Raw genomic sequence first — 23,764 nt, 5'->3', positions numbered from 1 at the left:
ACTGCCCGCTGTCAACCATGCGAAGGCGGATAGCTATGGCGACAATGTGGCGACATACAATCTATAGGTTGTTCAATTTTGGCAAAAGTTTGCCGCGTTGGACGTCCATTTTCCATAGCCGGTAGCAACCAGATTGGCGATGACGCGGCAGACATACACCTTCTGGGCGGGGTTGTTGTTCGGGCCGGCATGGTATCGAGCTACCGCCATCGTCCAGGTCTCATGCCTGTCATGGAGGTCGCGAAGGAACTTCGCCGCGTATTCCACATTGCTGTGCGGATCAAACATGGCGGCGACGGATGTGAAATTCTCTCCGTGAAAATACTGATTGATCTGCATGCAGCCGATGTCGATCAACTTTGCGCCGCTCTGTTTTGCCGCCGCGAAGGTCTGCAAGGCAGCGTTTTGGGACCCCGGGAAAAACGGACGGCCCTCGATATTGAGTGCGTAAGGATAGAGCGATCCCTTGCGCCCCGTCTCCGTCAGGCCGACCGAATAGAGGATCCCTTCCGGTATCCCGTATTTCGCCGCCGCCGACTGGATCTCCCGTTCGCAAAGGCCAGCGGCGCCGTTGTCTGGCGATGCCGCATTCCCAGATGCAAGAGCATCAAAGGTAAACGTCGCCAGAGCGCAGGCGCTGAGCGTAGCTAGCAGCGCTCTCATCCATGCCGCGTTCGCCTGAACTGCGATTGCCGTCATTGCCATTTGCCTGCTGCCCCGAATAGTTCTGCCCCTTTGGCCGCGCGTCCCCACCCTGCCCCTGATTCATTAAGGATTGCTGCTGGGACTGCCCCTGGAAGCCGGACTGCTTGTTGCCATCCGATGACTGGTCGCCGCTCGCGGCCATGGTGACGGTGATGCTGTCGACCTGATAGCCTTGGGCGCGCAATGCATCGACCATATGGCTCTGATCGGCGTGGAGCTGCCGGTAAGCCTCACCCGTCCGCACCTTGAGATCGACGCTCAATTGATCGCCCGAAAGTCGCATGGTCGCGGTGACTTCGCCGAGGTTATCGGGGTTCAGCTGAATCTTCAGTGTGTTGACGACCTTGCCGGTGCTCGTCCAGCTCGCCGCATTGGCGAGCGCCGAGCCCGGCTGCATCGCCCCCGACCAATCCTTGTTTCCACCAAGAGCGGAGGTGACGAGCGCCGCATTGGAATTGGCCGCAAGACCGAGATAGCGGCGGGAATCAAGCACCGTGACCGTCTGCGCATTGCCGCTGCCTGATGTGGTGATGTCGGCCTGCGCCGCATCATCGCTGCCCTTGCTGATCGACATATCGAGCGAGCCACCGCGCCCATCGGCGCGCACCAGCCGGAAGGTCTGCGCCGCCGCGACGGTATCGTCGCCGGTCCGCGGAAGTGCCGCCATGGTATCGTCGGCATCAACAGACGCATCCTTCGATGCCACATTGGCAAGCTTCGGCAAAGACTTATCCGGCTCCACTTGCATCTTCACGTCGGCACCCGTCAAGGCAGCCGCCGTGCTCTGTGGCGCGACCGGGACGACTGCTTGTTGCGCATTCAAGAGTGACAGGACGTCCGATGCGGCATTGCCCGTTTGGACGTTCTGCGTCGGCAGAGACTTACCATCATCGGTAACCGGCGGCGTTTTTCCCGGCTTGACGGGCGCCGTCTTCCCGTCACCGTCGGTCTCCGCAGACGGATGGTCGACGACAACTTCCGCCAATTGCTGGGCGAGATCATCGAGCTGATCCGCAGCCTGGATCTGGGGCTGCGCCGTATCCGCATCGCCAATCGTCTTGGTCGCATCGGCTGGTGCGGTGTCGACGGAGACTGCCTGTTGAAGATCCATCAGCGATTTGGAGAGATTGGCCGCACTCGCTTCCTGCGGAAACTTGGCGCCGGCCGGCGGCTTGGCGCCCTTGGCCAGCGTTGCGGGATTGGCAAGGTTCGCCAGGGACGGATCGATCATCTCGGCTCCGGTATCAAGGATATCCCCCGTGGCGGAAACGATTATCGCGAGATCGGCGGGCTGGGTGGCGCCCCCATCCGCGTTGATATCGGCATCGGCGCCCGTCTCAACCATGCCCGCATCGCCATTGGCATTCGCGCCGGACCTGCTTCCGTTGCCGAGCGAGCTGGTCAGCGCATCCTGGAACCCTTTGCCGGCGCCGTCATCCTGCTTCGCCGAACGTCCACCCTTGGCGACAGCAATGAGATCGGCCCCGGACGGGGCACTGGAAATACCGATGTCCTGCATGATCAATTACTTTCCTGCTTTCAACAGGCCGTCGATGGCATCAAGCTTCGAGCGGCTCGTCGTGACGAATGTATTGAACGAAGGATCGGCCTCCTGCCTTCCTTCCTCCGGGGTGCGAGCCGCATTCACCGCGGCTCCCGCCTCAACACCCGCCGTGCCGGGGAATTGGGCCCCGGATTGGTTCGTCACAGCAGCATCGTGTTCAGTATGTTCTTGATTAGGCAGATTAAGTGGCGAGCCTTGCTTCAGGCTTGCCGGGTCGGGAGCGCGCAGAATTTCGTCCGCCACCATCCTGGCAGCTTCGCGCAGCGCGCGGTCCTGCTGGTTCAATTCACCGGCCGGCATCTGGTCTATCTTGCGGATCGCCATTCCCATATCGGGTGTCGACACCCCGGCAACGCCGCCATAGAAGCCCGCCAGCGCGCTGAAGGCATCGCTGCCGTCATTGGCGATGGCTTGGGCGCGGCCGGAAGCCAGCGCGGCAAGATCCGCCTTGCCGGCGATGGCTGCGCGGCGCGCCATGCGCAGATAGACTTCGCGTTGCCGAGGGGGATCCATGAAAGACAGGATATCGATGATGTCCTGCTGCTTGACATCAGCGTCATGATCGACGACGAGCTGGACGAAGAGATCGGCGAACTGGCTGGCATAGGGCGAGTGCAGGAAGCGCCGCGTGTAGCGCGCCGCATAGCCAAGTCCCTGCGGCACCATGCCGGCGTCGGCGCTCAGCGCCAGGGAGCGGCGCAAGGCCGATTCCTCGACAATGGTGCCAGGCGACGTCAGGCGCGCCCAGTCGTAAAGCTTCAGGGCTTCCGCGGGGTTCTTGGCGGACATGACATTGGCGGCGACAAGCGAAAGATAGGGGCCGATCTTCTTGTCCCGATATTCCCTGGCGATATCGGCAAGCGTGTTGACCACCAGCAGTCCCTTGCCGTTCAGATATTTGCGCAAAACGTCGGCGACACGATTGTCGAAATTGCCATTGACGTCGCGCGACATCAGATATTCCAGCGTTGCCGGATTGCCGCCGCTCATCGCGTAGATCAGCGCGGCGTCGACGTTGCGGCTATCGTCGAACACGGACTTGTCGGCGTTGCGCAGGCGCTCGTCGATAGTCGACAGCATGAAACGCTGCATCTCGCCGGCCGAACTATCGCCCGCCACCACGGAATCCTGGATGAATTCCAGCGAGCGCAATATCTTGTAAGGCGGCAGGCCATCCTGGTTCTCGGCGCGAAGCCCTCCCGGCATGAGCATGCCGAGGGTGAACGCGAGCGCGAGGCGATGACGATGCTGAATGCGCGCCATGAACTATCCCTGTTTGCCCTGGGTTTGCTTGCCCTGGCCCGGTTTGCCGGCACCCGGCGTCGTCGGACTCTGATTGCCACCTGACTGGTTCGTGGCATCCTCGATCAGAATCTCGATGCGGCGGTTGGCGTCGTTGAAGGGATCGTTGGGCAGCTTCAGGCGGCGGTCGGCGAAGCCGGAAACCTGTTCGATCCGCTTCTCGTCCAGCCCGGTACTGGTGAGCATGTAATAGGCGCTCTGGGCGCGATCGAGCGAAAGACGCCAATTGTCGTTGCGGCCGCCGACCATGTAGGGGCGGCCATCAGTATGGCCGCGGATCAGGATTATGCCCTTGCGGTCGGCCAGGATCTTGCCGATCTTCGCCATCGCCAGCACCATTTCCCGGCGCGGAACGGCCGAGCCGATGTTGAACATCGGATCGTTGGACTGGTCGGAAATCGTCACGAGAAGACCACCCTCGGCCGATGCCACCTGAACGCCCTCGGCCAATTGGCCGGCAACACCGCTGATCTCAGCCTTGATCGCCTGCTGCAGCTCCTTGGCGCTCTGCTGCTGCTCCTTGGCCGACGCGATATCCTTGCCCTGGGCTGCCGAAGCGCTTTTTTCATCAACGCCCTGCCCCTTCTGCCGCTGGTCGCTCAGCGCCGGCTGGTCTTCCGGCGTCTGGGGCTTGTCGGTCGGCTCGCCGGAATCGGCAGCTGTCGCCTTGGAAAGGGCGATCACCTCACCCTTCGACGCCTGATCGGATTTGGCGGCCTGCTCTTCATTCGCCTTCTTCGACGCGCTGGAAACCTGAACCTGCTTGGTCCAGAAATCCGGATCGAAAGGATCGCGATAGGCCTGGCCACCATCAGCTCCCGTGGCAGGGCCAGACTGGGCGGCGCCGCCCTCGCCCTTGGCGCTGACATTGGCCTGCTGACCGACCTGCTGGGCGATTTCCGCCAGGACCGAATAGGGATTTTCGAAGAAATCAGCTTCGGAATAGCTGGTCTGATCGCCCGAGGTCGAGGTCTGATCCTCACCGGTCTTGGCCGACTTGCCGTTGTTCGGATTGGTTTCCTCGGTCTGCGACTTCGCTTCTTTCTTCAGCCCATCGGCCTGGTCGACAGGTTTCTTCAGCCCCTTCTCGGTCGGCTTTTCGTCGGCGAGCTTGATCGGGTTGAAATAGGAGGCGACCGAGGCCTTGGTTTCCTCGTTTGCGGCATTCACCAGCCACATGACCAGGAAGAAGGCCATCATCGCCGTCATGAAGTCGGCATAGGCGATCTTCCACGCGCCGCCATGACCGCCTTCCTGCTCGTTGGCACCATGCCGCTTGACGATGATGATCTCGTGCTTGCCTTGATTTTGATCGCCATCAATCATTTCAATATCTCTCTCAGGCTAGCGGCCCAGGCGGACATGCGGGTCACGAGGACGCTCTCGCCGATCGTCACGGTGAGATCGACATCGTCGGCCTCGACATGGCGCAGCAAGTCGCCATGATCGTCCAGACGGGCATGGAGGATATCGAAGAGATGACGGGGGCCGCTGACGGTCACCGGGCCGACGGCGCCATCGAGAATGGATGCGGCCACCAGATCGGCAAGATCGGCGACGGCCCTGGCCGTCAGCGCTTCCGTCGTGATTGGCGCGAGCACGGCGGCGGCCTCGGCGCTGACCGTCTGCCCTAACATGGTGGCGATCTGCGTCATGCCGGCGGCGATCTTTTCAGCGGCCTGTTCCTCGTATCGAGCGCGAAGTGTGTCCATCTCGCCTCGGTGGGCTTCGACCATCACCTCGATCGCCTGCTGATGCCTCAGCAACGATTCCCGCGTCGCGGCCTCATGTCCCTGCGCATAGGCGTCGCGGCGCTCGGCCTCGATATCCACCGGCGGCTCCACGGGGCTGTCGAGGAAAGCCGGCGTCTCGTCGAAAATCAAATCCGGCAGAGCGGCGGACGGGGGCAATTCCGCACTGAAATCCTTGAGATAGCGGGAGAGCGTCGGGCTCATGAGAACATTCCCTCGCCTTTGCCGGCCGAAAGCCGCGAGTGGATGCCTCGACAGGCCCGTTGAATTCTCATGCTCAAAACGTCGATCATCACGCTTCCGGTTTCCGTCCTGCGGCCTCACCCTCCCAGCGCGACGCCAAACGTCTCCGGGAAATAGCGCGACCCTGCCATTGCGAGGAACCGTAGGAGGTCAAACTTGTGCGAGGATGAATGCGGCGAGCGCGGCGATCCCCGCCGCGCCAATGCGAAGATCAGCTCGACTGCAGGAGGATCAGCACCTTGCTCGCCATGGTGTTGGCAATCGACAGCGACTGGATGCCCATCTGCTGCGCCGTCTGCAGCGCGCTTTGGCGTGCCGACGCTTCCTCCATATTGGTATCGACGAGGTCGCCAACACTGGTCTTGATACCGTCGCTAAGCTTGGAGATGTAATCCGACTGATCGTCGATGCGCGACTTCATCGCGCCCAGCGTCGAATCCGCTGACGTCACCGACGTCAAAATCGAGTTGGTAACGTTGATCATGTCGGTCAACTCGTCATCCGTCGTGTTGTCGGAAATGGAGATCTCGGTGCCATCAGCTGGTGGCGTGCCCGAATCGGCAGCCAGGAGATAGTAGTTGCGGGCGGTAGAGGTGCCGCCCAGTGTGCTGGCATCGATATTCTTCGTCAGCAGTCCACGGCTCGCGTCGGCGGTGTCGATCATCAGGCTTTGAGAACTATCGTAGTTGATCGACACAAGGCTGACCTGGCCACTCGCGCCGCGTGTGAAATTGCTGATCACCGATTTTTGGGTGTCCGCCTGCGTGCTGGTGTTATAGAGCCAGTTCTCGCCGGAGAAGGAAGCGGATTGCGTCACCGATTGCAGCTGATCCTTGAGCTGCTGAATATCGGTATTGACCGCGCTCTTCTCCGTGCCTGACTCCTGTGCCGATATCAGCTTGGCCCGGATCTGGCTTACGATGCTGACAACCGTGTCCATGGCGGTGGAGGCAGTGTCGACTTTCGAGGCGCCAAGACCGAGCGCGTCGGTGATGGTGGAAAGGCTGCTCTGGTCCGAGCGCATGGTCGTCGCCATCGACCAATAGGTCGGATCGTCGCTTGCGCTTCCCACGCGGAAACCGGATGTAACCTGCTGCTGCACGACGCCAAGATCTTTGTTGACTCCACGCAACACAGTCAGCGCCGCCGAGGTGGCGCGGTTCGTCGTCACATTGCTCATCTGAAAACCCGTAATTCCATTGGGACTGGCAAACCGGACCAAACCGGCAGCAACGATCGGCCTCATGCCCGCCAGCGGGATTGATCCCCACGCGGCCCGTCGCTCAAGCAGAGTCTTGAAACGGTTCCAACCAAATCGATCGGACACCAGACTCTGCGCAGATATTGCAAATCAGTTACCCAGCAGGGTTAGCAAAAGCTTATGGGCGGCGGCAAGAGAGAAATGCCGCCGCATGATCGCGACGCAAGCTTCGGTCAAGGCTTACTTAAAGAGCGCCAGAACGTTCTGCGCGCTGCTATTGGCGATCTGCAGCGACTGGATGGCCAGTTGCTGCTGCGTCTGCAATGCTGTCAGTTTGCTCGATTCTTCTTCCATATTGGCATCGACAAGCTTGCCGACGCCGGAATCGATCGTATCGCTGAGCGCCGAGACAAAGCTCGTCTGCAGGTCGATGCGGGTCGACAGGGAGCCGAGCTGCGACGCGGTGCTGGTCATCGTGTTGAGAGCCGATTGCACCAGGTTCATCGCCTGGGCGATATCGCCGCTGGTCATATTGGTGATGTCGAGGCTGAAGACGGAGTATGATGTGCCGTTGATGTCCTGCTTCGTGCCGAGGATGCCGGACGTCGTGTCGATCGTGCCGCTGGCGTCGGCACCGAACATGACGTTGCCCGCCGATCCCGTGTCGAACGAGTAGCTGGTGCTGTTGACCGCGACCGAACCATCATTGTTGCGGACAAAGGACGATACGACCGACGCGGACGCGCCGTCGGCGGCGATCATCCAGTTCTGTCCGGAGAAGGATGCGGACTGCGCAATGCTCTCGAGCTGCTGCTGAAGCTGCGAGACTTCCTCCTGGACGTCGGCCTTGTCGACGCTGTTTTCCGTTGCCGCGACAAGCTTGTCCTTGATCTGCTGGACGATGGTGATGGAATTGTCCATGGCCGTATAGGCGGTATCGACCTTGGCGGCGCCGAGGCCGAGCGCATCGGAGACGGCGGAGAGCGCGCTATTGTCGGAACGCATGGTGGTCGCGATCGACCAGTAGGCGGCGTTGTCCGATGCCTTGGCGACGCGATAGCCGGAGGAAACACGGTTTTGGGTATCCTCCAGGTTGGTGCTGATCGAGCGCAGAGTCTGGAGGGCGGACATTGCCGCGTCATTGGTCAGGATGCTGGTCATCGAAGGGTGCCCCTTGTGGCTAAAATGGGAAGGGACATTCCGGTCTGCGGCCGGGAACGGCAATCAGCGTCATGCCTGTTAACCGGCTCTTAGGAGAGGTTAACCAACCGTTGCGTTAGTCGCAAATGACAGCATCAGGCTTAATAAAAAGTTAACGCGCCGCCGAAAAGTTAACGAACCCCACCGTGTATATGCCTGCCGTCGGGAAGCCATCCAATACCGAGCGGACGGATTGCCGGCGGAGGCGCCATTCAGGTCAGCTTCGCGCCATCTTCGGCGGCGTAAGATTACAGGCATAGTCAGTAAGGCGCGGAGTCGAGATGTTGGATTTGCAAGGCGGCGGATTGTCGGGGGAGGATCCTCGCCAACGGACGAGCCTCGACCCCGACGACTGGCAGGCCCTGCGCCGGCAAGGCCACCGGATGCTCGACGACATGCTCGACCATCTGGAAACGCTCTCTGAAAAGCCCGTCTGGCAACCGGCGCCACCGTCGGCGCGCGCGCTCTTCGATGCGCCCCTGCCTGTCGACGCGACCGATCTTGCCGACGTCCACGCAGTATTTCGCGACAATATCCTTCCCTATGGCAGCGGCAATATCCATTCGGGGTTCATGGGCTGGGTACAGGGCGGCGGAACGGTCGCCGGCATGCTGGCGGAAATGCTGGCGGGTGGATTGAACGCCAATCTCGGCGGGCGCGATCATATGCCTATCGAGGTCGAGCGCCAGATCATCCGGTGGACGCAACAGATATTCTCGTTTCCAGATACCGCCGGCGGGGTCTTTTTGACCGGCGCCTCGCAGGCCAATTTTGTCGCGCTACTGCTCGCAAAGACGAGAAAACTCGGCAATGGCGTCCGCGCGAAGGGGCTATCCGGCGAACCGCGGCTCATGGCCTATGCATCGAGTGAAGTGCATGGCTGCGTGCCCCGCGCCGTCGAGATGTCGGGCATCGGCAGCGATCATCTCAGGCGCATTCCGGTCAATGCAGCCGGTCAGATCGATATCGAAGCTCTCGAGCGCGCCATCATTCGCGACAAGCAAGAGGGACATGCGCCCTTCCTGCTCGTCGGCACGGCGGGAACGGTGAATACCGGCGCCGTCGACGATCTTATCGCCTTGCGGCGCGTTGCCGATGCCCATGATCTGCATTTCCACGTCGACGGCGCATTGGGCGCGCTGGGCATCCTTTGCGATGATCTAGCGCATCTGTTCACGGGCATAGAGTCTTGCGATTCGCTCGCATTCGATTTCCACAAATGGGGCCAGGTGCCTTACGACGCCGGCTTTCTCCTCGTACGCGACAGCACCTGGCAGCGCCAGACATTCGCCTCGGAGGCTGCCTATCTCAGCCGCGCGGCCACCGGGTTGGCGGGCGGCGACTGGTGGCCTTGCGACCATGGCCCCGACCTGTCGCGCGGGTTTCGCGCACTCAAGACCTGGTTCACCCTGAAGACCTACGGCATCAAGGCGCTGGCGGATTCGATGGCGTCCAATTGCACCCTTGCGCGCGATCTGGCCCGTAGGATCGAGCGGGAACCCGCTTTGCGGCTGCTCGCTCCGGTCGCCCTCAACATCGTCTGCTTTGCCTATATAGGCCCTGCTGGCGATGTACCGGCGGAGATCAACGCCCGGATCGTCGAACATCTCCACGCCGAGGGACGCGTCGCTCCGTCCCTGACCCATATCAACGGACAACCGGCTATCCGCGCGGCAATCGTGAACCACCGCACGCGGCAGACGGATATCGACGCTCTGATCCAGGGCGTCTTGAAACTCGGTTCCCGACAGGATTTTCTCCCATGCCGATGACACGCCGCCTCGTTGCGGACCACAACCCCGATATCGCCGAAAACTCCAGCCGAATCATCGGAATGCAGAAGATCGTCTCGCTCATCTATGCCGGCGGCGACGTCGCACCGATGTTGAACGAGCTGACGCAACGCATCCGCACGGACGCCAGCGATGCCGCGGCCTTGTTCGACCTGGCAACGGTCCTGCAAACCATGGGCCGCGCCGATGAGGCTCGCCAGATGTTCCGGAGCGCCGTGGAGCTGCGCCGGGATTTCTGCGTGGTTCATGGAAATGGGCAGGGACCGCGATTGCTGGCCTTTGTGACGCCGGGCGACTTCATGGCGAACACGCCGCTGGATTTCCTGCTGGTCGACAGCGACTGCGTTCTCTGGATGCATTATGTGGATGCCGAGACGACCGAGCTTGGCGATTTGCCGGCACACGACGTCGCCTTCATGGCGATCGGCGAATCCACCGAGAATGCCCCCGTGCTCGCGCGGATGCGGGCGCTGCTGGCCGATTTCGACGGCCCGATCATGAACAACGATCCGGAGCTGGTCAGCCGGCTGACGCGCGATGGCGTCAGCGCCATGCTGACCGATGAGCCCTCCATTCTGTCGCCCAGCACCCATCGCGTGCCGCGCGAGGAGCTTCTCGCCGTCGGTTCGGGGAAGAAGCAGCTCTATAAATGTGCGCCAGGACTTACTTTTCCGCTTGTCGTTCGGCCGATCAGCACCCATGCCGGCCATGGAATGGAACGCATTGCCGACCCCTCGGGATTGTCCACCTGGCTTCAAACACAGCCGGCTCCGGAGATCTACGTCGCGCCCTTCATCGATTTCCGTGGCACGGACGGCTTATACAACAAGCAGCGGGTCGTCTTCATCCAGGGCAAGGCTTTCGCCAGCCACATGGCGTTATCCGAACATTGGATGGTGCACTATCTCAGCGCCGGCATGGCGGAGAGCCCGGAAAAGCGCGCGGCCGAACAGGCGTGGATGGAGAATTTCGACACCGATTTCGCAATCCGCCACAAGGACAGTTTCGATGCGCTTTATCGCCGCATAGGGCTCGATTATTTCGGTATCGACTGCGCGGAGCTCCCCGACGGGCGCCTGCTGGTGTTCGAGCTCGACGTGGCGATGGTGGTGCACAACATGGATAGCCCTAGCATCTACCCCTATAAGCAGGTGGCGATGCGCAAGCTATTCGATGCTTTCGTCGCCGCGCTACGGAACACCTCAAAAAAATAGACCGCGCCCTTGGGAAGGCGCGGTGAATTTGTTGCTCGGGAATTGCCACCGGCGCGGAAGCGCCGGTCCTTCGTCTTAACGGAAGAGCGTCAGGATCGACTGGCTCGAAGAGTTGGCGATCGAGAGCGACTGTACGGCCAGCTGCTGCTGCGTCTGCAGAGCCGAAAGCTTGCTGGACTCTTCTTCCATGTCGGCATCGACCAGCTTGCCAACGCCCGATTCGATCGAGTCGGAGAGCGAGGAAGCAAAGTTCGTCTGCAGGTCGATGCGGGTCGAAATCGAGCCGAGGCGCGAACCCATGCTGGTCATGGCGTTCAGAGCGGACTGAACCATGTCGAGGGCGGTGGAGACCTGACCACCAGTCATGCCGGTGATATCCAGGCTGAAGACCGAGTAGGAACCGGTTGCCGTGCCGAGAATGCCGGATGTGGTGTCGATCGTGCCGGAGTTCGCACCGAACAGAACGTTGCCGGTTGCGCCGGAGTTGAACGCGTAGGAGGTCGTGCTGACCGAAACGGTGCCGTTGGTGCCCCGGATGAACGAGGAAACGACCGAAGCGGAGTCACCGCCGGCAGCCACGACCCAGTTTTCGCCGTTGAACGAAGCGGACTGCGCGACGCTCTGCAGCTGTGCCTGAAGCTGGCCGATTTCTTCCTGGACAGAGGACTTGTCAACCGAATCTTCCATGGCGGTGACGAGCTTGGACTTGATCTGGCTGACGATATCGAGAGCGCTGGTGACGGCGGTGGTGGCCGTGTCGACCTTGGCGGCGCCGAGACCGAGGGCGTCGGAAACGGCGCCAATGGCGCTGTTGTCGGACTTCATCGAAGTCGAAATCGACCAGTAGGCTGCGTTGTCGGAAGCCTTGGAGATGCGCAGGCCGGACGAAACAGCATTCTGCGTGTCCTGCAGGTTGCTGTTGATGCCGCGCAGCGTCTGCAGGGCGCCCATTGCGGCGTTGTTGGTAAGGATGCTCGTCATAATCTTTGCCCCTTTGGCAGTGGTTAAATAAGGGACATTCCGGACCTAAAAACCGGTAACGGCATTCAGCATCATGCCTGTTAACCCCAGTTGGTTATGGTTAACTCGCCGTTTCAATGGCTCTAGAAAACAGCAATATAGTTAAGAAAATCTGAACCATGAAACAGCAAAAAATATAAAAAAAACCGCGCCTTAGGAAGGCGCGGTTAACTTATTGTTCAGGAATTTCGGCTGGCGTGGAACGCCAATCCTACTTCTTAACGGAAGAGCGACAGGATCGACTGGGTCGAAGAGTTGGCGATCGAGAGCGACTGGATAGCCAGCTGCTGCTGCGTCTGCAGAGCGGAGAGCTTGCTGGACTCTTCTTCCATGTCGGCATCGACCAGCTTGCCAACGCCCGACTGGATCGAGTCGGAGAGCGAGGAAGCAAAGCTTGTCTGCAGGTCGATACGGCTGGAGATCGAGCCGAGCTTCGAACCCATGCTGGTCAACGAGTTCAGAGCAGTCTGAACCATGTTCAGGGCGCTGGAGATCTGGCCCGAGGTCATGCTGGAGATATCCAGGCTGAACACCGAGTAAGAGCCGGTCTTGGTGCCGAGAATACCGGAAGCAGTATCGATCGTGCCGGAGTTCGAACCGAACAGAACGTTGCCGGTTGCGCCGGAGTCGAACGCGTAGGAGGTCGTGCTGACCGAGACGGTGCCGTTGGTGCCACGGATGAACGAGGAAACGACCGAAGCGGAGTCGCCGCCGGCAGCCATGACCCAGTTTTCGCCGTTGAACGAAGCGGACTGCGCAACGCTCTGCAGCTGTGCCTGAAGCTGGCCGATTTCTTCCTGGACCGCGTCCTTGTCGACCGAGCCTTCCATGGCGGTGACAAGCTTGTCCTTGATCTGGCCGACGACGTCGATGGCGCTGGTGACAGCGGTGGATGCCGTGTCAACCTTTGCGGCACCAAGGCCGAGAGCATCCGAAACAGCGCCAAGGGCACTGTCGTCGGACTTCATGGAGGTAGAAATCGACCAATAGGCGGCGTTGTCGGAAGCCTTGGAGATGCGCAGGCCGGACGAAACGGCGTTCTGCGTATTCTCCAGATTGCTGTTGATGCTACGCAGTGTCTGCAGGGCAGCCATAGCGGAATTGTTTGTGTTAATGCTGGTCATGAGTGTGTCCCCGAAAACTGAATACAAAAGGAGGACATACCGGACTTCAAATACCGGCGATGACGGAGCGGCTTCATGCTCCTCGGCCCCATTTCCTAGGGGGCCAAACCCGTCATGTCACGAGTAAGCTCGCATCCATTGCTTGCGAATTCCTTAAATCCGGGGGGAGCGGCGATGGATGTCCTCAACGTAGCTAACAGCGCGTAAACGCGCGGTTCAACCGCCGCTTCGGTTTCAGGCAAGCTACGCGCGCGATGATCCGGCGAATCCATGATGACGGTCCTCGGCCTCCAGCCGGCGCCTGTTCAACGTTTCGCTCGGAGTTCTCGCTCGTGACTATGAAAAACACCTTTGTGACAGCCTCCAATCTCTACCAGAAGGGGCAGTATACGCGCGCGCTCGAAACATTGAACGAACTGCTCAATAGCGATACATCCCCCAAGACCTACGCGCTGCTGGCAAAGACGCTGCTGAAACTCGGCTTCAAATCGGACGCCGCGAAGGCTTACGAACTTGCGGGCAGACAAAAGCCCTATCGCGAGGACTATCTGCGCGAAGCCCTGTTGCTCCACGCCGATTGCGGCAACGAGGACCAGGCGCTATCGATCGGCAGCCTGATCCTGCCGCTGGCTTTCAAGGACCCGGAGCTGGCCTATGCCCTCGTCCGCATTTTCCTGGGCCGCCAGCAGAAGGAGCTGTTGACCGGCTTCAAAACCGTACTGGTCGACGGACCGGAGCTCAGGCACAGGCTGTTGGCCGCGAAACTGCTGACGGACAACCTCTACGACGAAGGCAACCGGCACATCGTTGCCACGCTGTTCAAGAACCATCCCGACAATATCGTCTTCCGCACGCTTTACCTGATCTTCGCACGCGAGGTGTCCGATCTCGCCATCGTCGACAAACATATGGCGCCGATCAAGACGGCACTCGCCGCGGGCAATCTTGACTACGTCACCCCGGATAACCCCTTCTTCCATCTCCACTGGTGCGGCGATGAAGCGATCAACAAATTCGCCATCCACGACACGGTGCCGCTGCCCGCCGGACATGCCGAGGCCCGTCGCAAGGCGCCGCATGCATGGGCCGACAAGATCCGGATCGGCTATCTCTCGGCGGACTTCTGGCCGGGTCACGCGACCATGAAGCTCCTCCAACGGATACTGGAGCTGCACGACAGGAACCGGTTCGAGATCACTCTTTTCGATCATTCGTCATTGGCGTCGCAGCGTGAGGAGGAGTTCGATTATTCGAAATGGGGGACCATGGTCGATATCCGCAGCCTCTCCGATCAGGCGGCGGCCGAGGTCATCCGCGCCCGTGGCATCGATATTCTCGTCGACCTCAAGGGACACACCAAGGATAGCCGCGCGCGCATCCTCAACCATATGGCCGCACCGATCCAGACGGCATGGCTCGGCTTTCCCGGTTCCACCGTCAATATCGATCTCGACTATATCATCGGCGATCCCTACGTGCTGCCGGATCACTCCAAGCCGCATTTCCACGAGAAGCTCTGCCGCCTGCCCGAAAGCTATCAGGCGAACGACCCGATCTATCGTCCGAAGCCACGGCCGACGACCCGCGCGCAACACGGGCTGCCGGAAAATGCCTTCGTCTTCGCCTCGTTCAACGGCAACCGCAAGATCACCTCGCAGATGGTCGACGTCTGGTGCGATATCCTGAAACGCACGAAGAACAGCGTGCTCTGGCTGCTGTGCAACGGCCCGCGCGCCGAAGCCAATCTGTGGGCGCGGCTCGAGGCACGCGGTGTCAACCGCAAGCGCGTCGTCTTCACGACCCGTATTCGCTACGAGGACCACATCGATCGCCAGCAGCTTGCCGATCTCGGTCTCGATACCTTCCCGGTCAACGGCCATACGACGACCTCTGAGCAGCTCTGGGGCGGCCTGCCGGTGCTGACGATGAAGGGTACGAACTTTGCCTCGCGCGTCAGCGAAAGCCTGCTCAACGCCATCGGCGTGCCGGAACTGGTCGCCGCCGATGTCAAGGCCTATGAGGACATGGCGGTGGAGCTGGCTGGGCAGCCGGAGCGCGCAGCCAGGCTCAAGGACGTGCTGGCCGCCAATCGCTATATCATGCCGCTCTTCGACGCCGAACGCTTCACCAGCCACCTGGAGACGGCTTACGGGATGATGGTCGAGCGCGCCAGGCAGGGCCTCGCTCCGGATCACATGGATGTGCCGGCGCTGCCGGCTCGTATCGAACCATTCCTGGTCGAGGACGGGAATGCGGCGGCGATCGCCGCCGAATAGGAACGTCAGGTCATCGGGCATTGCCCCGATGACTCACTCATGCCCGCTTTTGTCCGCCGGCTTAAGCTATCAATGGAAAGAGCGCACGAGACTGCCGACCAGCAGATTCCAGCCATCGATCAGCACGAAGAACAGGATCTTGAAGGGCAGCGAGATCGATGTCGGCGGCAACATCATCATGCCCATGGCCATGACGATGGTCGAAACGATCAGGTCGATGACCAGAAATGGCAGCACGACCAGGAAGCCGATTTCAAAGCCACGACGAATCTCGGAGATCATGAAGGCGGGGATCAGGACGCGGTAGTCGATCTTGTTGTCGATCACCACCGTCTGCCCGCGCTCCTGCGCCAGGTCGACGAAGAGCTTGATGTCCTTGTCGCGCGTATTGTTCGCCATGAAGGTACGGAAAGGCTCGGCGATGCGCATAACGGCATCCGCCTCCGAAATCTGATTGGCAAGCAACGGCTGCGCGCCATCCTTCCAGGCCTGATCGAAGGTCGGCGACATGACGTAGAAGGTCATGAACAGCGCCAGGCTGAGCAGGATCATGTTCGACGGCGTGGTCGCAAGGCCCATGCCCGACCGCAGGATCGAAAACGCGATGATGAAGCGCGGAAAGCTCGTCACCATGATGAGGATACCGGGCGCGATCGACAGGATCGTCAGCAGCCCGAAGGTGCGAATGATCCAGGCCGCAACCGATCCATTCACCGGAGCGTTCAGGAGATCCGTCGGAATTTGTTGCGACAATTGCTGCGCCATCGCCAGTTCAGGCGACAATATAGCAAATACTAAAGTAGCTGAAACAAGTAATAATCGAATCATTCGATCACGAAAGTCCTGAACATGACTTTCGATACGCGTCCTTCAGAGCGCAGGTCAACACGTTCCTGTAGGTCATCCCGAAGATATTGTAGGCCGCGCGGGCCTTCGATCTGCTGCAGCGACACAGTGCGGACATAGGTCAGGATATCTTCGTGGATAGCCTGGGCCAGTTGCGCGTCCGGCTGGCCTTTGAAGACCAGCGCGATTTCCAGCCTGATCCAGTTCTGCGAGGGATAGCCGAGATTGGTGATGATCGGATCAAGCTGGATGATATTGCTCGTTTCGATCGGCCCTATCGCCTGCTTCTCACCATCGGTCGCCGACGCGGAAGCCTGCACGGCTGATGCCGCCGCCTTGATCTTCGGCGCGACCACGGTGCCGAGAAACCAACCGCCGCCGCCGCCAAGGACGGTCAGGGCGAGCAGTCCGACGATCGTCATGACCAGCGGCGATCCCTTGCTGTTTGCCGATGCGTCTGCGGCTTCTGCCATGTCTGTTACCCGCCCGTTTCAAAAATGCCGTGTGCTGTGCGACCGTCAGAGCGGCGACAGCAGATCGACCGCCTGTTGACCGACCGGCGGCTGCTGAACTTCCATCAGGCGGCCACGGCCACCGTAGGAAATGCGCGCCTCGGCGATCTTGTCGTAGGAAATCGTGTTTTCCGCGGTGACGTCCTGTGGCCGTACGATGCCGGCGACGTTGAGGATACGGATTTCCTGGTTCACACGGACTTCCTGGGAGCCGCTGATCATCAGGTTGCCGTTCTCGAGAATACCGGTCACGACACCAGCCACCAGCAGGTTGAGCTGCTCGGAACGCTTCATCTTGCCCTTGCCGTCGGTGCTCGTGTCCGAGCCCGAGGTTGCATCGGCGTTGGTGGCGGGCTTCCAGCCAAAAATCTTGGCCGAGATATCCCAATTCATGTCGCTCTTGTTCGTGCGGCTACGATTGGTCTCGTTATCCCAGTCCGCCTTGTCGTTGATCTGGATCGTGACGGTCAAGATGTCACCGACGTTCAGCGCGCGCGCGTCCTTGAACAGCGCTGCCTGCGAATCGTTCCAGAGCGAATAGCCCTGCGCGACCTGGTGCGGACGCTTCGGATATTGCGACATCTGCGGCGTCTGCGCATATTGCAGGCCGCTGCCGATGGGGCTCATGGCGGGCGCCCTGCCGATTTCCTTGAGAGCCTGCGGCGACTGGCAGCCAGCAAGGAAGGCGACGATCGCGCAAGTGGCCGTAAGACGCATGTTCATGAAGGGTCCTTCGACTTCGATGTATTCGGATCGGACGCGCTGGCCATGATGTTGGTGACGGCTGCCGCCTTCTGCACATCCATCTCCGCCAAAACGAGGCTCGCCTGGCGCGGCGAGAGTTTCATGATGATCGCCGCCGCGATGGTGACCTTGACCCCGTCAAGGCTCGCCGCCGCCGCATCGGGCTTCATGTTCTTGTAGACGTCGACCAGACCGGTATCGGCGGTCTTCAGGAAGTCGTCGCGACGCTTCAGCCAGTCTTCATACTCAGCCTTGCGCTTGTCCATGGTGGCGATGCGCTGGTCGACGTCGGCCTGCAGCTTTTCAAGCTCCTGCTTCTGCAGCAGATAGCGCTGGTCGCGGGCCGGATCGGCGATATTGGTGCAGAACTGCCGGATCTCGTCCTGGCTGGAGGCCGGATCGACGACCGGCTTCGGCGCTTCCTGCGCGGCCACGGCGCAGACAGACAAAAGCAGGGCGGCCACGGCCGCGGAGAAAGAGGTCAGCACATTTCGGGCGATAGTGATCGATGTCATTGCAGCACGAGCTCCGCTTGCAGGGCGCCGGCCGATTTGATGCCTTGCAGGATGGCGATGATGCCGTCCGGCTTGACGCCGATATTGTTCAGCCCCGAAACCAGCGTCTTCAGGTCAGGTCCCTGAAGCAGGGCAACGCCGCCGCCGCTCTTGGTCGCGGTGATGTCCGTCTGGTCCTGGATGGCCGTCTGGCCGTCGGAGAACGGCTCCGGCTGGATCACCTGCGGATTTTCGCTGACCTGGACCGTCAGGGTGCCGTAGCTGACGGCGACCGGCGAGACACGGACATCGGCGCCGATGACGATCGTTCCGGTGCGCTCATTGATGACGACCTTGGCCGGCGTATCGGTCTGGACGTCGAGATTTTCGATATCCGCCATCAGCCGCGTCAGGTCCGCCATCTTCGGCTTGCTGAGCGCGACCTCCTGCGAATCCTTCGCCTCGGCGATCGGCGCACCGAAGCGCGAGGTCGCCCAGGCATTGACGGTATCGGCAATGCGGACCGAGGTGGAGAAGTCCGGATTGCGCAGCTGCAGGACAAGGTTGACCGAGTCCTTGAAACGCGATGGCAGCTCGCGTTCGATGATGGCGCCGCCGGGCACGCGGCCGGCGGTGGTGGTGCCCTCGGTGACACTGGCGGCCGCCCCTTGCGCCTGGAAGCCCGAGACGATGACCGAGCCCTGCGCCACAGCATAAATCTGCCCGTCGGCGCCGCTAAGCGAGGTCATGATCAGCGTGCCGCCGCGAAGCGAGGTGGCGTCGCCCAGCGAACTGACCGTGACGTCGATGCGGCTGCCGGGACTGGCGAAGGGCGGCAGGTTGGCCGTCACCATCACGGCGGCGGTATTCTTGGCCGCCGACTGGCCGCCCTGTGTCGAAATGCCGAGATTCTGCAGCATCGCGCGCATGGACTGTTCGGTGAATGGCGAGGACCGCAAGCCGTCGCCAGACCCTTGCAGACCGACGATCAGGCCGTAGCCAATCAGCTGGTTGTCGCGGCCAGCCTGCAGCGAGGCGATATCCTTGATGCGCGATTGCATCGCCAGGGCCGGATCGGAGACGATCAGGCTAGGCAATGCCATCAGGACCGCGAGAAAATAACGAAGACTTCTCATTTCGAGACCACGCGGATCGTGCCGTTTTCGAGGACAGTGCCGTTGACGATGATGCCGGAATCCAGATTACGGGCGCGCACGCTGTCGCCGACCGCGCCGTCGTCCAGGGGCGTCCCGGCCGCGGTGATCGTCATGCTGCCCATGCTCATCACCAGTCGTGCGTTCGAACCGCGTATCACCGCAAAGGGCTGGCGCAAGGCGGAAATCGAGATGGTGCGGCCGGGCAGAAGCGTGCGCTTGGAGACCCTGCCCGTCACGTCCCGGATCGCCCTGGCGTAGTCGCCGGTCAGGTTCGGATTGGTGACCTCGACCTCTTCAAGCTGGCCGCTGCCGATGATATCGCCGGGATAGATTACCTCGGTCGGCACTACCGCGGTGCCCATGCTCGTTCCATCGACACCCGTTGCGCCGGCGGAGAAAACCGGCGCGAACATGACGGACAGCCCCGCTGCGGCGAACCAGGCCATTGCTAAGCTTTTCATCCGGCGAAACCTCATGTTCGGCCCGTCCCTCTGTTACTTCAGGTTTTTGCTGACGATCTGCGCCATGTCGTCTGCGGTGGTGATGACCTTGGAATTCATCTCGTAGGCGCGCTGCGCGCTGATCAGGTCGGTGATTTCCTTGACCGGATCGACGTTCGACGATTCCAGGTAGTTCTGCTTCATGTAGGCAAAGCCGTTCTCGTTCGGATCGGAGACGACTGGATCGCCGGACGCCGGCGTCTGGGTAAAGAGGTTGCTGCCCATCGGCTGCAGGCCCGCCTCGTTGACGAAATTGGCGATCTGCAACTGGCCGAGAACGGTCGGCGTGGTCGCCGTGCCGATCGTTGCCGAAACCTGGCCGGACTCGTTGATGACGAGGTTGCTGGCATTGTTCGGGATGGTGATGCCCGGCTGGAGTACGTTGCCGTCCGCCGTGACGATCTGGCCGGTATCGCTCTTGTTGAACGAGCCGGCGCGCGTATAGGCGGTCGTGCCATCCGGCATCTGGATCTGGAACCAGCCGCGGCCAACGAGTGCGACGTCGAGATCGTTCTGCGTCTGCGACAGTTCACCCTGGATCTGGATGTTGCGCACGGCCGTCGTCTGGACACCGAGGCCGATATTGGCGCCTTCCGGCACCACAGCCTGGTTCGGCCGGTTGGCGATGCCCTTGGCGCGCTCGGTCTGGTACAGAAGGTCCGAGAACTCGGCGCGGGACCGCTTGTAGCCCGTGGTATTGATGTTCGCGATATTGTTCGCGATCACTTCGAGATTGGTCTGCTGGGCGTCCATGCCCGTCGCGGCAATTGCGAGCGCTCTCATGTTTTCGTCCTTCGAGCTGGAGCGTGATCCCGGAAGCCGCCAAGCGGCTTTGGAACAGGAACACGCCAAGTCACATAGTTGGAGCGGAGCAACCCGCCCTAGATCTGCATTTTCGTAATATCGAGGAAGGCTGAGACCATCTTGTCGCGCAGCGCGATCGCCGTCTGCAGCGTCTGATCCGCCTGCATGACCTTATCGACCACTTCGCGGGTGCTCATCGTGCCCTTGATGCCGGCAAAGGAGGCGTTTTCGGCTTCCTTCAGCGTGCTGACCGTATTCTTCGCCACATCGGACATGACCGAGGCGAAGCTGCCGGCGGCGGCGCTTCCGATTGCCGTTTCCGGCGTCGACGCGATCGCGTTGGATACGGTGGAACTTAGATCCGTGGCAATGCCGCCAAGACCGCGGGTGGCCGAGAGGGAGGAGACATTCTTGATAGCGTCAATCATTATGAATTCTTCAAAAGATCGATGGTGGAAGAGATGAGGTCGCGTGCCTGCCTGACCGTCTGCAGATTGGCCTCGTAGGAACGATTGGCCTCGCGCATGTCGGCCATTTCGACAAGGATGTTGACGTTGGGCATCTTGACGTAGCCCTTCGGGTCCGCCGCCGGATTGTCCGGATCGTATTCCTCGACGAACTTGCCGGTATCCTCGCCCATCTTCTTCACCCCGACCGTGGTCACGCCGTTGGCCCGATCGAGTTCGGCGCCGAAGGTCACCGTCTTGCGCCGGTAGGGATCTGCACCGGGCGTATCGCCCGTCGAACGGGCATTGGCGATATTTTCGGAGACGACGCGCAGGCGGGTCGATTGAGCCTCCAGGCCGGAGCCCGCAATCTTCAATGCGGCAGATAAGGGGTCCATGACATCTTCACTTCATCTATTGTTTTACGGTCATCAACATCATGCGATGAAAGGAGCTGACGAGTGCGGTGTTCAAACTGTATTGGCGCTTGATATCGCCGGACTTGGCGAGTTCGTTTTCCAGGGCGACGGTATTGCCCGACTCCTGGACACCAATTTCCTGGTTGAGCGACGATTCCTCGACATTGATGTCGCCGCTCTCGCTGAATTCGCTGCCCGAAAAATGCGCCGGATTGGTCTTCGCCATGCCGACATTCTGGTTGTCGAGAATGGCCTGGAACGGCGTTACGTCCTTGGCGCGGAACTTCGGGGTATTGGCATTGGCGATATTGCCGGCAACAACCTCCTGGCGCGTCTGAAGCCACTCGGCTTGCCGCGAGGCCAGGTCAAAGAGTTGAATGGGTTGCATGGGCTTCTCTCCGTTCTTACACCAGGGACATTAGAGGGATAATCTTGCGTGGGACTTGCGGGGAACGCGTTCTTACAGAAGTCTTTACAAGGCCCGGTACGTGGGCAATTTCGGGCATTCATTCATGGCCGTAGACATCGCCGGTGGAGGTGACGATCACCCATTTTCCGTCCCGCTGCTCGATGGTCGCCAGTCGGCTGTTATCGGGCAGGAGCGAGCCGATGCGCACGACGAACATGCCATTGTCGTCCTCGATCAGCGCCCGGCCGTTTGCGACGTGCAGCAGATGGAAGGGCGACTTGCCGGGGAACGGCTGATCTTCCGCCGGTGGCCCCTTGTCGTCCTCGCGCCCGACATTGCTGACCGTCGCCGTCGTCAGCGGATCGGGGATCATATCCTTCGGCTCGCCCGGATTCTTGTTGACCATGGCAAGGGGGGAGACACTGACGACCTCGCGCCCCGGCCAGTTCGGCAGATCCCGCGTCCGGTCACCTTCTGCGACCTGAATGCCGAATTTGTCCGGGTTCAAAAATACATACCAGGGGAAGAAGGCCGATATGCCGGCCAGTACCAGGCCAGTGCAGGCCAGCGCCCTGTCCGTGACGGTCCGCCTTTTCGCCGGCTTTAGCGGAGCGACCGGCTCGTCTGCGTCGGATTCTCTCACGTCAGCCTCTCTTTGCCGGTGTGGTTGCGACCGCGCCGTTCTTCAGGGCGGTCGCCAGATCGGTGAAGGCGTCGGCGGAGGGCCGCTCGCCGGGGGTCTGCTTCAGGATTTCATAGATGATCGGCACCTGGCGGACGGCGATGTCGAGATCCGCGTCGGCGCCCTGGCGGTATCCGCCGATCAAACGCAGGTCGCGCGTTTCCTCATAACGGTGCACGAGTGCCTTCAGGCGCGACACCAGCTTTTCCTGATCCGGCGTCCAGGCCTTGCGCGCCAGGCGCGACACCGAGGCCAGCGGGTCGATCGGCGGATAGCGTCCCTCCTCCGCGAGAGAGCGCTGCAGGACGATGTGGCCGTCAAGAATGCCGCGGGTGGAATCGGCGATCGGGTCGTTGTGATTGTCGCCATCAACGAGGATGGAAATGATCGCGGTGATCGTGCCCGTGCCTTCCGGTCCCGGTCCCGCCCGCTCGAGAAGACGCGGCAGCTCGGTGAAGACGGAAGCCGGGTAGCCGCGCGCGATCGGCGGCTCGCCGGATGCGGTCGCAACCTCGCGGATGGCGTGGGCAAAGCGGGTGACGCTGTCGACGATCAAAAGCACATTGTCCCCCTGGTCGCGGAAATGCTCGGCGATGGTGATCGCCGACAGTGGCGCCATCTTGCGCAGCATCGGGCTCTCGTCGCTGGTCGCAACGACAGCAACCGACTTCTGCATATGGGAACCGAGCGTATCCTCGATGAATTCACGGACTTCACGGCCGCGTTCGCCGACCAGCGCGATCACCACCTTGTCGAAGGCATTGGCACGGGCGAGCATCGACAGCAGCGTCGATTTGCCGACGCCCGAGCCGGCGAAGATGCCGAGACGCTGGCCGAGGCAGAGCGGCGAGAAGATGTCGATGGCACGCACGCCGGTCTTGAAGCCGGTATCGACGCGTTTTCGCGTCATGGAGGGCGGCGCGGTATTCGAAATCGAACGCGGGTGCGTGCCCGCCGTCAGCGGCCCCAGGCCATCGATCGGCTCGCCCAGCGAATTGATCGTGCGCCCGCACCAGCTTTCCGACGGCGCGATGCGAAAGGCGCCCTTGCGGATGACGGTATCATGGATGCCGATCGGCTCGCCCGGCTCGATCGGGCAGACATAGGTCAATTCCGGTTCGACGCGCACGACCTCGCCGAGATGGATGCCGGTCGCGGAACGATGGGCGACGAATTCGCCGAGGCGCACATGCCTGGAGAGACCGGCGACTGTGTAATGCCCGGCCGCGATGGTGCGCACATGGCCGCCATGGGCAACCGCGTTTTCCGCCAGCGCATATTGCTCCGCCAGCGCGGCCATATGCGAAAGCTTCGGCGATAACGCGCTCGCCGGCATCCCGTCCTCGAACATGATCCGC

24 protein-coding genes are annotated in these 23,764 nt (G+C 61.1%); 3 read left to right on the top strand and 21 right to left on the bottom strand.

Annotated features, from left to right (window positions below; translation table 11 throughout):
• Positions 1-72: 72 nt before the first annotated feature.
• From EX00_RS20110 to EX00_RS20080, 7 genes are all read right to left on the bottom strand, one after another.
• Entirely contained in the window at positions 73-663 is a 591-nt protein-coding gene (locus EX00_RS20110; RefSeq protein WP_047461763.1) for a lytic transglycosylase domain-containing protein, read from the bottom strand.
• A complete protein-coding gene (locus EX00_RS20105; RefSeq protein WP_047461909.1) occupies positions 608-2,224 on the bottom strand; it encodes a flagellar hook-length control protein FliK in 1,617 nt (538 codons plus the stop codon). Before EX00_RS20105 ends, EX00_RS20110 begins: the two co-directional genes overlap by 56 nt.
• A gap of 6 nt (positions 2,225-2,230) precedes the next feature.
• The gene (motC, locus tag EX00_RS20100) at positions 2,231-3,532 is read right to left on the bottom strand and encodes a chemotaxis protein MotC (protein WP_047461761.1); all 1,302 of its coding nucleotides are present in this window, start codon (positions 3,530-3,532) and stop codon (positions 2,231-2,233) included.
• Positions 3,533-3,535: 3 nt separating this feature from the next.
• Positions 3,536-4,897 carry a MotB family protein gene (locus tag EX00_RS20095; protein ID WP_047461759.1) on the bottom strand — a complete coding sequence of 454 codons (1,362 nt, stop codon included), beginning with the start codon at positions 4,895-4,897 and terminating at the stop codon, positions 3,536-3,538.
• Complete coding sequence (locus EX00_RS20090) at positions 4,894-5,526, bottom strand: hypothetical protein (protein ID WP_047461757.1); 633 nt, start codon at positions 5,524-5,526, stop codon at positions 4,894-4,896. Before EX00_RS20090 ends, EX00_RS20095 begins: the two co-directional genes overlap by 4 nt.
• Positions 5,527-5,776: 250 nt before the next feature.
• Entirely contained in the window at positions 5,777-6,745 is a 969-nt protein-coding gene (locus EX00_RS20085) for a flagellin N-terminal helical domain-containing protein (protein WP_047461754.1), read from the bottom strand.
• A gap of 261 nt (positions 6,746-7,006) precedes the next feature.
• Complete coding sequence (locus EX00_RS20080) at positions 7,007-7,927, bottom strand: flagellin N-terminal helical domain-containing protein (RefSeq protein ID WP_047461752.1); 921 nt, start codon at positions 7,925-7,927, stop codon at positions 7,007-7,009.
• A 320-nt stretch (positions 7,928-8,247) separates the two neighbouring features.
• Between EX00_RS20080 and EX00_RS20075 the strand changes: the two genes are divergently transcribed.
• Positions 8,248-9,738, top strand: a complete 1,491-nt coding sequence (locus EX00_RS20075) for a pyridoxal phosphate-dependent decarboxylase family protein (protein WP_047461751.1) — start codon at positions 8,248-8,250, stop codon at positions 9,736-9,738.
• Positions 9,729-10,973 carry an ATP-grasp domain-containing protein gene (locus EX00_RS20070; RefSeq protein ID WP_047461750.1) on the top strand — a complete coding sequence of 415 codons (1,245 nt, stop codon included), beginning with the start codon at positions 9,729-9,731 and terminating at the stop codon, positions 10,971-10,973. The genes EX00_RS20075 and EX00_RS20070 overlap by 10 nt, the downstream gene beginning before the upstream one ends.
• 75 nt (positions 10,974-11,048) lie before the next feature.
• Here the strand turns inward: EX00_RS20070 and EX00_RS20065 are convergent, their stop codons facing one another.
• Positions 11,049-11,954 carry a flagellin N-terminal helical domain-containing protein gene (locus EX00_RS20065; protein ID WP_047461747.1) on the bottom strand — a complete coding sequence of 302 codons (906 nt, stop codon included), beginning with the start codon at positions 11,952-11,954 and terminating at the stop codon, positions 11,049-11,051.
• A 257-nt stretch (positions 11,955-12,211) separates the two neighbouring features.
• Positions 12,212-13,117: a flagellin N-terminal helical domain-containing protein gene (locus tag EX00_RS20060; RefSeq protein ID WP_047461744.1), complete on the bottom strand. Its 906-nt coding sequence runs from the start codon at positions 13,115-13,117 to the stop codon at positions 12,212-12,214.
• A gap of 332 nt (positions 13,118-13,449) precedes the next feature.
• Between EX00_RS20060 and EX00_RS20055 the strand changes: the two genes are divergently transcribed.
• Positions 13,450-15,393 carry an O-linked N-acetylglucosamine transferase, SPINDLY family protein gene (locus tag EX00_RS20055; RefSeq protein ID WP_155294094.1) on the top strand — a complete coding sequence of 648 codons (1,944 nt, stop codon included), beginning with the start codon at positions 13,450-13,452 and terminating at the stop codon, positions 15,391-15,393.
• 69 nt (positions 15,394-15,462) lie between these two features.
• On the opposite strand, the gene fliP is transcribed toward EX00_RS20055, so the two are convergent.
• From fliP to fliI, 12 genes are all read right to left on the bottom strand, one after another.
• On the bottom strand, positions 15,463-16,221 hold the full coding sequence (fliP, locus tag EX00_RS20050; protein WP_047461739.1) for a flagellar type III secretion system pore protein FliP: 759 nt from the start codon (positions 16,219-16,221) through the stop codon (positions 15,463-15,465).
• Positions 16,218-16,712 carry a flagellar basal body-associated FliL family protein gene (locus tag EX00_RS20045; RefSeq protein ID WP_047461736.1) on the bottom strand — a complete coding sequence of 165 codons (495 nt, stop codon included), beginning with the start codon at positions 16,710-16,712 and terminating at the stop codon, positions 16,218-16,220. Before EX00_RS20045 ends, fliP begins: the two co-directional genes overlap by 4 nt.
• Positions 16,713-16,757: 45 nt before the next feature.
• Positions 16,758-17,474 carry a flagellar basal body L-ring protein FlgH gene (gene flgH, locus EX00_RS20040; protein WP_047461732.1) on the bottom strand — a complete coding sequence of 239 codons (717 nt, stop codon included), beginning with the start codon at positions 17,472-17,474 and terminating at the stop codon, positions 16,758-16,760.
• Positions 17,471-18,010 carry a MotE family protein gene (locus EX00_RS20035; RefSeq protein WP_047461730.1) on the bottom strand — a complete coding sequence of 180 codons (540 nt, stop codon included), beginning with the start codon at positions 18,008-18,010 and terminating at the stop codon, positions 17,471-17,473. The genes flgH and EX00_RS20035 overlap by 4 nt, the downstream gene beginning before the upstream one ends.
• Positions 18,007-19,125 (bottom strand): flagellar basal body P-ring protein FlgI, encoded by a 1,119-nt coding sequence (locus tag EX00_RS20030; RefSeq protein WP_047461726.1) that lies wholly within the window; start codon positions 19,123-19,125, stop codon positions 18,007-18,009. Before EX00_RS20030 ends, EX00_RS20035 begins: the two co-directional genes overlap by 4 nt.
• The gene (gene flgA / locus EX00_RS20025; protein ID WP_404944024.1) at positions 19,122-19,607 is read right to left on the bottom strand and encodes a flagellar basal body P-ring formation chaperone FlgA; all 486 of its coding nucleotides are present in this window, start codon (positions 19,605-19,607) and stop codon (positions 19,122-19,124) included. The genes EX00_RS20030 and flgA overlap by 4 nt, the downstream gene beginning before the upstream one ends.
• Before the next feature lie 33 nt (positions 19,608-19,640).
• Complete coding sequence (gene flgG / locus EX00_RS20020) at positions 19,641-20,429, bottom strand: flagellar basal-body rod protein FlgG (RefSeq protein WP_047461721.1); 789 nt, start codon at positions 20,427-20,429, stop codon at positions 19,641-19,643.
• A 98-nt stretch (positions 20,430-20,527) separates the two neighbouring features.
• Entirely contained in the window at positions 20,528-20,878 is a 351-nt protein-coding gene (gene fliE, locus EX00_RS20015; protein WP_047461719.1) for a flagellar hook-basal body complex protein FliE, read from the bottom strand.
• Positions 20,878-21,294, bottom strand: a complete 417-nt coding sequence (gene flgC / locus EX00_RS20010) for a flagellar basal body rod protein FlgC (RefSeq protein ID WP_047461715.1) — start codon at positions 21,292-21,294, stop codon at positions 20,878-20,880. Before flgC ends, fliE begins: the two co-directional genes overlap by 1 nt.
• Positions 21,295-21,310: 16 nt before the next feature.
• Positions 21,311-21,703: a flagellar basal body rod protein FlgB gene (gene flgB, locus EX00_RS20005; RefSeq protein WP_047461713.1), complete on the bottom strand. Its 393-nt coding sequence runs from the start codon at positions 21,701-21,703 to the stop codon at positions 21,311-21,313.
• A gap of 118 nt (positions 21,704-21,821) precedes the next feature.
• Positions 21,822-22,367, bottom strand: a complete 546-nt coding sequence (locus tag EX00_RS20000) for a hypothetical protein (RefSeq protein ID WP_047461710.1) — start codon at positions 22,365-22,367, stop codon at positions 21,822-21,824.
• A 1-nt stretch (position 22,368) separates the two neighbouring features.
• Entirely contained in the window at positions 22,369-23,757 is a 1,389-nt protein-coding gene (gene fliI / locus EX00_RS19995) for a flagellar protein export ATPase FliI (RefSeq protein ID WP_047461708.1), read from the bottom strand.
• Positions 23,758-23,764: the final 7 nt, after the last annotated feature.

This window comes from Martinezella rhizogenes, from assembly GCF_000799715.1.
Classification (GTDB): domain Bacteria; phylum Pseudomonadota; class Alphaproteobacteria; order Rhizobiales; family Rhizobiaceae; genus Rhizobium; species Rhizobium rhizogenes_C.
This window is presented reverse-complemented; position numbering and strand designations above follow the sequence as displayed.

What these genes read in the sequence shown, in the direction of transcription:
- EX00_RS20030 (WP_047461726.1), bottom strand. Translation starts at nt 19,125, where the DNA reads ATGAGAAGTCTTCGTTATTTTCTCGCGGTCCTGATGGCATTGCCTAGC.
- EX00_RS20060 (WP_047461744.1), bottom strand. Translation starts at nt 13,117, where the DNA reads ATGACCAGCATTAACACAAACAATTCCGCTATGGCTGCCCTGCAGACA.
- motC (WP_047461761.1), bottom strand. Translation starts at nt 3,532, where the DNA reads ATGGCGCGCATTCAGCATCGTCATCGCCTCGCGCTCGCGTTCACCCTC.
- EX00_RS20085 (WP_047461754.1), bottom strand. Translation starts at nt 6,745, where the DNA reads ATGAGCAATGTGACGACGAACCGCGCCACCTCGGCGGCGCTGACTGTG.
- flgG (WP_047461721.1), bottom strand. Translation starts at nt 20,429, where the DNA reads ATGAGAGCGCTCGCAATTGCCGCGACGGGCATGGACGCCCAGCAGACC.
- fliP (WP_047461739.1), bottom strand. Translation starts at nt 16,221, where the DNA reads ATGATTCGATTATTACTTGTTTCAGCTACTTTAGTATTTGCTATATTG.
- EX00_RS20105 (WP_047461909.1), bottom strand. Translation starts at nt 2,224, where the DNA reads ATGCAGGACATCGGTATTTCCAGTGCCCCGTCCGGGGCCGATCTCATT.
- flgA (WP_404944024.1), bottom strand. Translation starts at nt 19,607, where the DNA reads ATGAAAAGCTTAGCAATGGCCTGGTTCGCCGCAGCGGGGCTGTCCGTC.
- flgH (WP_047461732.1), bottom strand. Translation starts at nt 17,474, where the DNA reads ATGAACATGCGTCTTACGGCCACTTGCGCGATCGTCGCCTTCCTTGCT.
- EX00_RS20035 (WP_047461730.1), bottom strand. Translation starts at nt 18,010, where the DNA reads ATGACATCGATCACTATCGCCCGAAATGTGCTGACCTCTTTCTCCGCG.
- flgC (WP_047461715.1), bottom strand. Translation starts at nt 21,294, where the DNA reads ATGGACCCCTTATCTGCCGCATTGAAGATTGCGGGCTCCGGCCTGGAG.
- fliE (WP_047461719.1), bottom strand. Translation starts at nt 20,878, where the DNA reads ATGATTGACGCTATCAAGAATGTCTCCTCCCTCTCGGCCACCCGCGGT.
- EX00_RS20045 (WP_047461736.1), bottom strand. Translation starts at nt 16,712, where the DNA reads ATGGCAGAAGCCGCAGACGCATCGGCAAACAGCAAGGGATCGCCGCTG.
- EX00_RS20080 (WP_047461752.1), bottom strand. Translation starts at nt 7,927, where the DNA reads ATGACCAGCATCCTGACCAATGACGCGGCAATGTCCGCCCTCCAGACT.
- fliI (WP_047461708.1), bottom strand. Translation starts at nt 23,757, where the DNA reads ATGTTCGAGGACGGGATGCCGGCGAGCGCGTTATCGCCGAAGCTTTCG.
- EX00_RS20095 (WP_047461759.1), bottom strand. Translation starts at nt 4,897, where the DNA reads ATGATTGATGGCGATCAAAATCAAGGCAAGCACGAGATCATCATCGTC.
- flgB (WP_047461713.1), bottom strand. Translation starts at nt 21,703, where the DNA reads ATGCAACCCATTCAACTCTTTGACCTGGCCTCGCGGCAAGCCGAGTGG.
- EX00_RS20065 (WP_047461747.1), bottom strand. Translation starts at nt 11,954, where the DNA reads ATGACGAGCATCCTTACCAACAACGCCGCAATGGGCGCCCTGCAGACG.
- EX00_RS20090 (WP_047461757.1), bottom strand. Translation starts at nt 5,526, where the DNA reads ATGAGCCCGACGCTCTCCCGCTATCTCAAGGATTTCAGTGCGGAATTG.
- EX00_RS20075 (WP_047461751.1), top strand. Translation starts at nt 8,248, where the DNA reads ATGTTGGATTTGCAAGGCGGCGGATTGTCGGGGGAGGATCCTCGCCAA.
- EX00_RS20070 (WP_047461750.1), top strand. Translation starts at nt 9,729, where the DNA reads ATGCCGATGACACGCCGCCTCGTTGCGGACCACAACCCCGATATCGCC.
- EX00_RS20110 (WP_047461763.1), bottom strand. Translation starts at nt 663, where the DNA reads ATGAGAGCGCTGCTAGCTACGCTCAGCGCCTGCGCTCTGGCGACGTTT.